Origin of the sequence: Streptomyces sp. NPDC007983 (genome assembly GCF_042958345.1) — a bacterium.
Taxonomy (GTDB): Bacteria; Actinomycetota; Actinomycetes; order Streptomycetales; family Streptomycetaceae; genus Streptomyces.
The window spans coordinates 184769-196552 of record NZ_JBIBJI010000012.1 but is presented as its reverse complement, the minus strand read 5'-3'; the positions used below and the strand labels follow the sequence as shown (position 1 = coordinate 196552).

The following is an 11784-nucleotide window of genomic DNA, read 5'->3' as shown; positions in this document are numbered from 1 at the left end:
GGACGTCGATGGTATGCGTCCGGCTGTCGGTGGCGGGTCGTAGGGTCTTGGCCATGGGAATCACCTCAGGGCACCCCGAACAGCCGGACGGGGCACCGCAGTCAGGCCGCGCCGCGTCGCTCTCCCCGTCCCGAGCGGCCGACTTCATGCGGTGCCCCTTGCTGTACCGCTTCCGGGTGATCGACAAACTGCCGGAGAAGCCGAGCGCGGCCGCGACCCGGGGCACGGTGGTGCACGCGGTGCTGGAGCGCTTGTTCGACGCGCCCGCCGCCGAGCGCACCGCGCCGCGCGCCCGGGCGATGGTGCCGGGCGAGTGGGAGCGGCTGCTGGCGGCCAAGCCGGAGCTGGCGGAGCTGTTCCAGGGGGAGGACGGTGCGGAGTCCCCGGAGCAGCTGGCCGAGTGGCTGGCGGGGGCCGAGAAGCTGGTGGAGGAGTGGTTCTCGCTGGAGGACCCGACCCGGCTGGAGCCCGCCGAGCGGGAGCTGTTCGTGGAGACCGCGCTGGAGTCGGGGCTGACGCTGCGCGGGATCATCGACCGGGTGGACATCGCGCCGACCGGTGAGGTGCGGATCGTCGACTACAAGACAGGGAAGGCGCCCGGGCCGCGGTACGCGGGCGAGGCGCTGTTCCAGATGAAGTTCTACGCCCTGGTGCTGTGGCGGCTGCGCGGCACCGTGCCGCGCCGGCTGCAGCTGGTCTACCTGGGCAGCGGCGATGTGCTGAGTTACGACCCGGACGAGCGGGATCTGCTCGGGGTGGAGCGCAAGGTGCTGGCCCTGTGGGAGGCGATCCGGCTGGCGACGGAGACGGGGGACTTCCTGCCGCGCCGGACCAAGCTGTGCGGCTGGTGCGATCACCAGGCGCGCTGTCCGGAATTCGGTGGCACTCCCCCGCCGTATCCGCTGCCCGTGATCCCGGCGCAGTCCACGGCTCCGTCCCCCGCTCCCTCCGGGGGCGACGGCTCCGGCAGAATGGACGCGGTCTAGCGAAGGAGATCCCGTGGCGATCCGCGTCCTACTGGTCGATGATCAACCGCTGCTGCGCACCGGCTTCCGGATGATTTTGGAGGCGGAGCAGGACTTGGCGGTCGTCGGCGAGGCGGGGGACGGTCTGCAGGCCCTCGACCAGGTGCGGGCGCTCCAGCCCGACGTGGTGCTGATGGACATCCGGATGCCGCGGATGGACGGGGTGGAGGCGACCCGGCAGATCACCGGCCCCGGGCGGGACGGCCCGGCGAAGGTGCTGGTGCTGACCACCTTCGACCTCGACGAGTACGTGGTGGAGGCGCTGCGCGCCGGGGCCAGCGGCTTTCTGCTGAAGGACGCGCCGGCCACCGAGCTGGTGCAGGCCATCCGGGTGGTGGCGGCGGGCGAGGCGATGCTGGCGCCGAGCATCACACGGCGGCTGCTCGACAAGTACGCCGGGCATCTGCCGTCGGGCGAGGAGCCGGTTCCGGACACCCTGCACACGCTCACCGAGCGCGAGGTCGAGGTGCTCAAGCTGGTGGCCCGGGGCCTGTCGAACGCGGAGATCGCCGCGGATCTGTTCGTGAGCGAGACGACGGTCAAGACGCATGTGGGCCATGTACTGACCAAGCTGGGGCTGCGGGACCGGGTGCAGGCCGCGGTCTACGCGTACGAGAGCGGGCTGGTCCGCCCCGGCGCGCAGTAGCCGCACCGCCCCGGCGCGCGCGGTGCGTGAAAGGCGCGCGCCGGGGCGGGACGGGCGTCAGTCGGTCGGCGACTTCTTGATCTCCCAGAAGCGGAAGACCGTCGAGGCGTCCAGGGTCCACTGCAGCCCGGAGATGGACTCCTGGGCCACCGCGTACTGCTTGCCCTGCCACAGCGGCAGCATCGGCACGTCGTCGGCGACCAGGTTCTGGATCTTCTGGAAGTCGCCGACGGTGGCCGCGCGGCTGGGCTGGCCCGCGGTCGCCGGGATGAGCTGCCCGGTCAGCTGCGCCGAGGTGTAGTGGTTGGCCAGGACGTTGCCGGCGCCGAAGAACGGGGCGACGAAGTTGTCCGGGTCCGGGTAGTCGGGCACCCAGCCCTTGACGTAGACGGGGTAGTCGCCCGCGGCCACGCCCTTCTCGTAGGTGGCGACGTCGGTGCTCTTCACGTCGACGTCGAACAGCCCGCTGGCGTTGAGCTGCTTGGCGATCTCGTGCAGGCCTGGCACGGTGCCGGGGCCGTAGCGGATCGGGGTGCCCCACAGGGTGAGCTTGACCTTGTCGGTGATCCCCTCCTCCCGCAGCGCCTGCTTGGCCTTCTCGGGCTGCGGCCGGTCGCCGTATTTGTCGAAGAAGGCCGTGTTGTGGCCGGTGATCCCGGCCGGGACGACCGAGTACAGCGGCTCGGCGGTGCGCTTGTAGACGTCCCGGACCAGGGTGGAGCGGTCGATGAGGTATGCCATGGCCTTGCGGACGCCCAGCTTCCCGGCCACCGGGTCCTTCATGTTGAAGACCAGGTGCTGGATCTCGGCGCCGGTTCCCTCGACGACGTTCAGGTTCTTGCCGCCGCTGAGGGACTCGGCCTGCAGGTCGGCCAGGTCCTTCATGGCCAGTCCGCGGTAGGCCAGGTCCACGTCGCCGTTCTGGACGGCGTCCTTCAGCTCCTGCTGCCGGCCCTGGAAGAACTTCAGGGTCAGCCCGGTGTTCTGGGCCTTGGCGGGACCCTTGTAGTCGCCGTTGACCGAGAAGTCCGCCTCCTTCTTGCTGAAGGAGTCCAGCTTGTAGACGCCGGAGCCGATCGCCTTGTTGTCGCTGCGCAGCTTGTCGGCCGGGTATTCGCTGTGGTCCACGATGGACCCGGCGCCGGAGGCGATCTTCTGCGGGAAGGTGGCGTCCGGGGTCTTCAGGTTGAAGACGACGGTCCGCTCGTCCGGGGTCTTGATGTCCCCGATGGTGGAGAGCATCACCGCCGGGCCGTTCTCGTCGTTGATCCGCATGGTGCGCTCGAACGAGAACTTGACGTCCTCGGAGGTGAGCGGATGCCCGTTGGAGAACGTCAGGTCGTTCCGCAGGGTGCAGGTGAAGACCCGGCTGGAGTTGTCCTTGAAGCCGCACTTCTCCGCCGCCTCCGGCTGCGGGGTGGTGCCGCCCTTGGGGAAGCTCAGCAGCGACTGGAACACGTTATTGAACAACAGCCAGGAGCCCGGGTCGTAGCCGGATGCCGGGTCGGTGGCCAGCACCTCGTCCGACATTCCCATGACGACGTGCTCACCGCTGCCCGCGGCGTCCCCGTCCTCGCTCCCACAGCCGGTGAGCAGGGCGGCGGCCAGTCCCGCACCGAGCGGAGCTGCCAGCCACTGGTCACGTTTCCTCACGGGTGGTTTCCTCACAGTTTCGTCGTCTCGTATCCGGCCCCCGTCTGGCGTCGCGTCAGCTGCCGGCGCCTCGGCCCAGCTCCCATAGCTGCAGCATGGTCGAGGAGTCGAATGCGTATTCGGCCCCGGTGATGTTCTCCCGGGCCGCCACATAGGTGTTCCCCTGCCACAGCGGCAGATAGGGCACATCGTCGGCGACGGTGTTCTGGATGGTCTGGAAGTCTCCGGCCGCGCGGGTGCGCTGGCTCTCCTGCCGGGTCCGCGGGATCAGCTCGTCCTGCACGGTGCTGTCGCGGTAGGGCGAGCCCAGGAAGTTGTCCTTGGTCAGGAACGGCGCGATGTAGTTGTCCGGGTCCGGGAAGTCCGGCAGCCACCCCATGCCGTAGGCAGCGTACGCGTGCTTGGGGAGGTTGGGGCGGAACTCGGTCCAGCGGACGCCCTTGATCTTGACCTTGAACAGGCCGCTGCGGTTGAGCTGGCCCTGCAGCTCCTTGAACTCCTGGGCGGTCTCCGGACCGTAGTGGTCGGTCGTGTACGTCAGGGTCAGCTTCACCGGGGTGCTGATCCCGGCATCGCGCAGGGCGCCGCGGGCCGCGTCCGGGTCGGGGTCGCCGTACTTGTTGTAGAACGAGTTGGTGTGCGAGATGACGTTGTTCGGGATCATCGAGTACAGGGGCTCGGCGGTCCGCTTGTAGACGTCGCGCACCAGCGCCTGCCGGTTCACCAGATGGGCGATGGCCTGCCGTACGGCCTTGGCCCTCACCGTCGGGTCCTCGGTGTCGAAGACGAGGTAGCGGATGCCCTGGCCGGAGGACTCGAAGAGCCGGACGCCCTTGACCTCGCCCTTGTTGAGCTTGTCGATCTGGCCGGGCGCGAAGCCGCGGTGCACCACGTCGATGTCGCCCTTGGCCAGCGCCTTCTCCATCGCCGACGCGGATTCGAAGAACCGCAGCTCGACCTTGTCGCTGTCCGGCTTCACATCGCCCTGGTAGTTGGGGTTCCGGGTGAAGAGCACCTTCACCAGCCGGTCGCCCCGGACCTCGGTCTTCGCCTGGTACGGGCCCGAGCCCACGAGGTCGAAGCCCTTGCGCAGCGCGTTCCCCTGGTAGACCTCGCTGTCCAGGATGGCCGCGGCCGGGGTGGTGAGCTTGGACGGGAAGGTCGCGTCGGGCGCGCGGAGATGGATGACGACCTCGCGGGAGGTCGGGGTCTCGACCTTGTCCACGTTCGAGAGCAGGGAGGCCGGGCCGTTGCGGTCCTTGATGCGGAGCATGCGGTCGAGGGAGAACTTGACGTCCTCGGAGGTGAGCTCGTGGCCGTTGGAGAACGTGAGCCCGCTGCGCAGGGTACAGCGGTACTGCTCGCTCTGCCGGTCCTGGAAGCCGCACTTCTGCGCGGCGTCGGGTATCGGCTCGGTGCCCGAGCGGGGCAGCCGCATCAGCGTCTGGAAGCTGTTGTGCAGGACGCTCCAGGAGGCGAAGTCGTAGGCCTGGGCGGGGTCCAGCGGGGCGGGCGCCGCCTTCGAGGCCTCGATCAGGTCGGTGCTCCCCAGGACGATGGCGCCGTCGTCGGAGCCCGAGCTGTCGGATCCACCGCATGCGGTGAGCACTGACGTCAGTAGGCCCGCCACGGCCGGCAGCGCGAGCGACTTGCGCTTCATTGTCGGGAGTCTCCCTGCGATCGATCAACCACTCGCGACGAGATTAGTCCGAGGCGCCAGCCATGCTCAGACACAACGAAGTTGAGGCGATATCACGCACCGATAACGGATATGAGCCGACCGATATCCGAACGCGGTCGCGTATCGTACGGCATGTCACCAATCCGGACACAAGGGCTTGCCCAAATCGCACCAGACGGGACGCGCAGCAGATACCCGCCCCACCTGTCGACGGCATATGCAGTGATAAACATCACGCCCGAAATGCCGTCGCCGCCGCACAAAAACGGGGAGCGCGTTATTCAGTCTGCAATTTACAGAAATACGCTCAGTGCGCGATCAGTGCACCGCTGTGACCAGCGAGCGGAGAAATGGAAGATCGACTTCTTCCAGTGACGCGACGACCGTACGGCCCGCCGCGGGCTCGATCGGTACGACGGAGGGCACCGCCACCACCCGGCACCCGGCCGCCTCGGCGGCCCGTACCCCGGTCGCGGTGTCCTCGATGACCACGCACCGCGCCGGGTCGGCGGCCAGCCCCGCGGCGGCGAACAGATACGGGTCGGGGTGCGGCTTGGTGCGGCCGGTCTCGTCGCCCGCGACCGTCAGCGCGAAGTTCTCAGGTCCGATGGACCGCAGCAGCCGGTCCATCACCCGCCGGTGCGAGGCGGAGACCAGGGCGGTCGGCACCTCGTGCGCGGCCAGCTCGGTGAGCAGCCGGCGCGCACCGGGCAGCATGGGCACGGTCCCGTCGAGCAGCTCGGTGAAACGGCTGTTCAGCAGGCCGGACAGCTCCGCGAGCGCGATGTCGGCGCCGGTGGCCTCGATGAGGAACGAGGCGCTGCGGGCCATCGGGCCGCCGACCACCACCTGGCGGTACTCCTCGGCGAGGGCGTGGCCCAGCTCGGCGAAGATGGACACTTCCGCGTCCCACCAGATGTCCTCGGTGTCCACCAGGGTGCCGTCCATGTCGAGCAGGACCGCCTGCAGGGCGGAGCCCTCGGCGAAACGGGTGTCGACGGCGGGGATGCTGCTGGTCATCCAAACACCTCCGGATAAGGGGCACGAAGGCCGGCCCCCTTCCGCTGGTGGGAAGACGACCGGCCTCTACCGGATCGACCAGTCTACGACGCGGGGCGTCGCGGCGCCTCCTGTCGGGCGCCCACCGGTTACCGGGCGTTGAAGTACTTGGCCTCCGGGTGATGGATGACGATCGCGTCGGTCGACTGCTCGGGGTGCAGCTGGAACTCCTCGGAGAGCTTCACCCCGATCCGCTCCGGCTCCAGCAGATCGGCGATCTTCGCCCGGTCCTCCAGGTCGGGGCAGGCGCCGTAGCCGAGCGAGAAGCGCGCGCCGCGGTACTTCAGCGCGAACATGTCCTCGATGTCGCCGGGGTCCTCACCGGCGAAGCCCAGCTCGGACCGGACCCGGGCGTGCCAGTACTCGGCCAGCGCCTCGGCGAGCTGCACGGACAGCCCGTGCAGCTCCAGGTAGTCGCGGTAGGAGTCGGCGGCGAACAGCTCGGCGGTCGCCTCGCCGATCTTCGAGCCGACGGTGACCACCTGGAGCCCGACCACATCGGTCTCGCCGGACTCCTCGGGCCGGAAGAAGTCCGCCAGGCACAGGCGGCGGCCCCGGCGCTGGCGCGGGAAGGTGAAGCGGGTCCGCTCGCTGCCGTCGTCGTTGAGCAGGACGAGGTCGTCGCCCTTGGAGACGCAGGGGAAGTAGCCGTAGACCACGGCGGCCTCCAGCAGGTTCTCCGTACGCAGCTTGTCCAGCCAGCCGCGCAGCCGCGGGCGCCCCTCGGACTCCACCAGCTCCGCGTAGCTCGGCCCGTCGCCCGTGCGGGCCTCCTTGAGCCCCCACTGGCCCTTGAACAGCGCGCCCTCGTCCAGCCAGGAGGCGTAGTCGACCTGCTGGATGCCCTTGACGACGCGGGTGCCCCAGAAGGGCGGGGTGGGCACCGGGTTGTCGGTGGCCACGTCGGAGCGCGCGGGGCCCTCCGGCTCCGGGTCGCTCAGCGCCGTGTCCCGCTTGGGTACGCGGCGCTGCTTGAGCGCGGGCAGCTCCGCGCCGGGGACGCCGCGCTTGACGGCGATGAGGGCGTCCATCAGACGCAGGCCCTCGAAGGCGTCGCGGGCGTAGCGGACCTCGCCCTCGTAGATCTCGTGGAGGTCCTGTTCGACGTAGGCGCGGGTGAGGGCGGCGCCGCCGAGGATGACGGGGTAGTCGGCGGCCAGGCTGCGCTGGTTCAGCTCCTCCAGGTTCTCCTTCATGATCACCGTGGACTTCACCAGCAGCCCTGACATGCCGATGACGTCGGCGCGGTGCTCCTGGGCGGCGTCCAGGATCGCGGAGACCGGCTGCTTGATGCCGAGGTTGACGACGTTGTAGCCGTTGTTGGAGAGGATGATGTCGACGAGGTTCTTGCCGATGTCGTGGACGTCGCCGCGGACGGTGGCGAGCACGATGGTGCCCTTGCCCTCGTCGTCGGACTTCTCCATGTGCGGCTCCAGATAGGCCACCGCGGTCTTCATCACCTCGGCGGACTGGAGCACGAACGGCAGCTGCATCTGGCCGGAGCCGAACAGCTCACCGACGACCTTCATGCCCTCCAGCAGCGTCTCGTTGACGATCTCCAGGGCGGGCCGCTCGGCGAGGGCTTCGTCGAGGTCGGCCTCCAGGCCGTTGCGCTCGCCGTCGATGATGCGCCGCTGGAGCCGCTCGTCCAGCGGCAGGGCGGCCAGTTCCTCGGCCTTGCCCGCCTTGAGGGACTTCGCGGTGGCGCCCTCGAACAGCGCCATCAGCTTCTGCAGCGGGTCGTACCCCTCCGCGCGCCGGTCGTAGATCAGGTCCAGGGCCGTGGTGACCTGCTCCTCGTCGAACCGCGCGATCGGCAGGATCTTGCTCGCGTGCACGATCGCCGAATCCAGCCCGGCCTTGACGCACTCGTCCAGGAAGACGGAGTTGAGGAGGATGCGGGCGGCCGGGTTGAGGCCGAAGGAGATGTTCGACAGCCCCAGCGTGGTCTGCACATCGGGGTGACGGCGCTTCAGCTCGCGGATCGCCTCGATGGTGTTGAGGCCGTCCTTGCGGGACTCCTCCTGACCGGTACAGATGGTGAAGGTCAGGCAGTCGATGAGGATGTCGGACTCGTGGATGCCCCAGTTGCCGGTCAGGTCGGCGATGATCCGCTCGGCGATCTCCACCTTGTGCTCGGCGGTGCGGGCCTGGCCCTCCTCGTCGATGGTCAGCGCGATCAGCGCGGCGCCGTGTTCCCGGGCGAGCCGGGTGACCCTGGCGAAGCGGGACTCGGGGCCGTCGCCGTCCTCGTAGTTGACCGAGTTGATGACCGCGCGGCCGCCCAGCTTCTCCAGTCCGGCCTGGATGACGTCCACCTCGGTGGAGTCCAGCACGATGGGCAGGGTGGAGGCGGTGGCGAAGCGGCCGGCCAGCTCCCGCATGTCGGCGACGCCGTCGCGGCCGACGTAGTCCACGCACAGGTCGAGCAGATGGGCGCCCTCGCGGATCTGCTCACGGGCGATCTCCACGCAGTCGTCCCAGCGGCCCTCCAGCATGGCCTCGCGGAACTTCTTCGACCCGTTGGCGTTCGTCCGCTCGCCGATGGCCAGGTACGAGGTGTCCTGGCGGAACGGCACCGTCTGGTACAGCGAGGCGGCGCCCGGCTCGGGGCGCGGGTCGCGCGCGGTCGGGGTCAGGTCGCGGACCCGCTCGACGACCTGGCGCAGATGCTCGGGCGTGGTGCCGCAGCAGCCGCCGACCAGGGACATCCCGTACTCGCGGACGAAGGTCTCCTGGGCGTCGGCCAGCTCGCCCGCGGTCAGCGGGTAGTGGGCGCCGTCCTTGCCGAGCACCGGCAGACCCGCGTTCGGCATGCACGACAGCGGCACGCGCGCGTGGCGGGCGAGGTAGCGCAGGTGCTCGCTCATCTCGGCCGGGCCGGTGGCGCAGTTCAGGCCGATCATGTCGATGCCCAGCGGCTCCAGCGCGGTCAGCGCCGCGCCGATCTCGGAGCCCAGCAGCATGGTGCCGGTGGTCTCGACGGTGACCGAGCAGATGATGGGCAGGTTGGTGCCGGTGGCGTCCAGGGCGCGGCGGGCGCCGAGGACCGCGGCCTTGGTCTGCAGCAGGTCCTGGGTGGTCTCGACCAGGAGGGCGTCCGCACCACCGGCGATCATGCCTTCGGCGTTCTGCTGGTAGGCGTCGCGCAGCGTGGTGTACGGGGCGTGGCCGAGGGTGGGGAGCTTGGTGCCGGGGCCCATCGAGCCGAGCACCCAGCGGTGGCGCCCGTCGGCGGCGAACTCGTCGGCCACCTCGCGGGCGATCCGGACGCCCGCCTCGGACAGCTCGTAGACCCGCTCGGGGATGTCGTACTCGCCCAGCGCCGCGTGGTTGGCGCCGAAGGTGTTCGTCTCGACGCAGTCCACGCCCACCTCGAAGTACGCCTCGTGGACCGAGCGGACGATGTCGGGGCGGGTGATGTTCAGGATCTCGTTGCAGCCCTCGAGCTGCTGGAAGTCGTCGAGGCTGGGGTCCTGCGCCTGGAGCATCGTGCCCATCGCACCGTCGGCGACCACCACGCGGGAGGCAAGTGCCTCGCGGAGGGCGTCGACTCGGGCGGCGGATGCGGACGATGACGTGTGCGAGGCCATGGATGTGCTCCCTGGAGTGCGACGGCTGTCGGCTTTGCGCCCTCGCTCGGGGAGGACGCACCAGGCCAGCCTAGCTGCCGGGCGCAAGGGGCAGGTGTCCGTCCCAGCAGCCGGACGAACATCCTCCGGTCGGCCGTCGCGGACTGGTGATCGTTTACGTTTGGCTCCATGTACCGCGGAGTCGACATGGACCGATAGTGTTCAGCATTGTCGAACCGCAGTCAGGAGGTTGGCGATGGCACGGAACATCCAGTCGTTGGAGCGGGCTGCCGCGATGCTACGCCTGCTCGCCGGGGGCGAGCGCCGGCTGGGACTGTCCGACATCGCCTCCACCCTCGGCCTCGCCAAGGGGACCGCCCACGGCATCCTGCGCACCCTCCAGCAGGAGGGGTTCGTCGAACAGGACGAGAACTCGGGCCGCTATCAGCTGGGCGCCGAGCTGCTGCGGCTGGGCAACAGCTATCTGGACGTCCACGAGCTGCGCGCCCGGGCCCTGGTGTGGACGGACGACCTGGCGCGCTCCAGCGGCGAGAGCGTCTACCTCGGCGTACTGCACCAGCAGGGCGTGCTCATCGTCCACCATGTCTTCCGGCCGGACGACAGCCGTCAGGTGCTGGAGGTCGGCGCCATGCAGCCGCTGCACTCCACCGCCCTGGGCAAGGTGCTGTCGGCGTACGACCCGGTGGCGCACAGCGAGGCCGCCGAGGGCGACCGGAAGCCGTTCACCCCGCGCACGGTGACCGAGGCGGACGCGTTCGAGGGCGTTCTGGCGCTCACCCGGGCGCGCGGCTGGGGCGCCGATGTGGAGGAGACCTGGGAGGGCGTCGCCTCGGTCGCGGCCCCGGTGCACGACCGGCGGCGGCTGCCGGTGGGGGCGGTGGGGATCGCGGGCGCGGTGGAGCGGGTGTGCGCGGACGGGGAGCTGCGCTCCGACCTGATCGCCGCCGTACGGGACTGCGCGCGGGCGGTCTCCCGCGATCTGGGCGCCGGCCGCTTCTGACCCCGGCACCAACCCCGGCTCGACCCCTGCCCCGGCCTGGACCGGCTCCGACCTGGACCGGGAGCCTGACCAGGACCTTTGGCCAGGTCTATGGTCATTCATCACGGTTTCACATCCTCCGGAGTTTTCCTCCACACGACCCTTGACGGGGTCTTCGCCGTGAAGAAAACTGCCGTTCATCGGTCGGCATTGTCGAACACCTGACGACAATATTCGCTATGGTGGACTCGCCGCGGGCCGACCAACGCCCTCCCACGAGGGCGCGGATCCTCGGCGGGACCGGGGGTTCGCCTTCCCCTGGACGAAGGACAAAGGAGTCGCGGGTGTCCAGCTCCGACATCTTCATCGGCGAGACCATCGGTACCGCCGTACTCACCCTGCTCGGCTGCGGTGTCGTCGCAGGCGTTCTCTTGAAGCGGTCCAAGGCGTTCGACGCGGGATGGCTGGCGATCACCTTCGGGTGGGGCTTCGCCGTCCTCACGGGCGCGTACATCTCGGCGCCGCTCTCCGGTGCGCACCTCAATCCGGCGGTGACCATCGGTCTCGCGATCGAGGGCGGCACCAAGTGGAGCGACGTACCGATCTACCTCCTCGCGCAGATCACCGGTGCCATGATCGGCGCGGTGCTGGTGTGGGTCGCGTACGTGGGCCACTTCCGGGCGCATCTCACCGACCGCGAGATCGTCGGCGGTCCGGGCGCCCAGGACACGAAGACGGCCGACGCCGCCCAGACCTCCGACGCGGGCCCGGTGCTGGGGATCTTCTCCACCGGCCCCGAGATCCGCAACACCGCTCAGAACCTGGCCACCGAGATCATCGCCACCGCCGTACTGGTCCTCGCCATCCTCACCCAGGGCCTGAACGGCGAGGGCAAGGGGCTCGGCGTGATCGGCGTCCTGATCACCGCCCTGGTCGTGGTCGGCATCGGCCTCTCGCTCGGCGGCCCGACCGGCTACGCCATCAACCCGGTACGTGACCTGGGCCCGCGCATCGTGCACGCCCTCCTGCCACTGCCCAACAAGGGTGGCTCGGACTGGGGCTACGCCTGGATCCCCGTCGTCGGCCCGCTCCTCGGCGGAGCCCTCGCCGGCGGCATCTACCAGATCGCCTTCGCCTAGCCCCCACCC

Annotated in this window: 8 protein-coding genes; 4 read left to right on the top strand and 4 right to left on the bottom strand. The window is 69.6% G+C overall.

Annotated features, from left to right (window positions below; all coding sequences use genetic code 11):
* The first annotated feature begins 53 nt into the window (after positions 1-53).
* Positions 54-986, top strand: coding sequence for a PD-(D/E)XK nuclease family protein (locus tag ACFZCY_RS31170; RefSeq protein ID WP_391180619.1), 933 nt, complete (start codon positions 54-56; stop codon positions 984-986).
* Positions 987-999: 13 nt separating this feature from the next.
* Positions 1000-1671 carry a response regulator transcription factor gene (locus tag ACFZCY_RS31165; RefSeq protein WP_009719179.1) on the top strand — a complete coding sequence of 224 codons (672 nt, stop codon included), beginning with the start codon at positions 1000-1002 and terminating at the stop codon, positions 1669-1671.
* Positions 1672-1728: 57 nt separating this feature from the next.
* On the opposite strand, the gene ACFZCY_RS31160 is transcribed toward ACFZCY_RS31165, so the two are convergent.
* From ACFZCY_RS31160 to metH, 4 genes are all read right to left on the bottom strand, one after another.
* Positions 1729-3324, bottom strand: a complete 1596-nt coding sequence (locus ACFZCY_RS31160) for an ABC transporter substrate-binding protein (protein ID WP_391180615.1) — start codon at positions 3322-3324, stop codon at positions 1729-1731.
* Between the two features lie 55 nt (positions 3325-3379).
* Complete coding sequence (locus tag ACFZCY_RS31155) at positions 3380-4984, bottom strand: ABC transporter substrate-binding protein (RefSeq protein WP_391180612.1); 1605 nt, start codon at positions 4982-4984, stop codon at positions 3380-3382.
* Between the two features lie 339 nt (positions 4985-5323).
* Positions 5324-6025, bottom strand: coding sequence for an HAD-IA family hydrolase (locus ACFZCY_RS31150; protein WP_391180609.1), 702 nt, complete (start codon positions 6023-6025; stop codon positions 5324-5326).
* 128 nt (positions 6026-6153) lie between these two features.
* Positions 6154-9657, bottom strand: coding sequence for a methionine synthase (gene metH / locus ACFZCY_RS31145; RefSeq protein WP_391180606.1), 3504 nt, complete (start codon positions 9655-9657; stop codon positions 6154-6156).
* A gap of 235 nt (positions 9658-9892) precedes the next feature.
* Here metH and ACFZCY_RS31140 point away from each other — a divergent pair, with 235 nt between their 5' ends.
* Both ACFZCY_RS31140 and ACFZCY_RS31135 read left to right on the top strand, forming a co-directional pair.
* A complete protein-coding gene (locus tag ACFZCY_RS31140; RefSeq protein WP_391180604.1) occupies positions 9893-10657 on the top strand; it encodes an IclR family transcriptional regulator C-terminal domain-containing protein in 765 nt (254 codons plus the stop codon).
* A 323-nt stretch (positions 10658-10980) separates the two neighbouring features.
* Entirely contained in the window at positions 10981-11775 is a 795-nt protein-coding gene (locus tag ACFZCY_RS31135; protein WP_391180600.1) for an aquaporin, read from the top strand.
* The last annotated feature ends 9 nt before the right edge of the window (positions 11776-11784 follow it).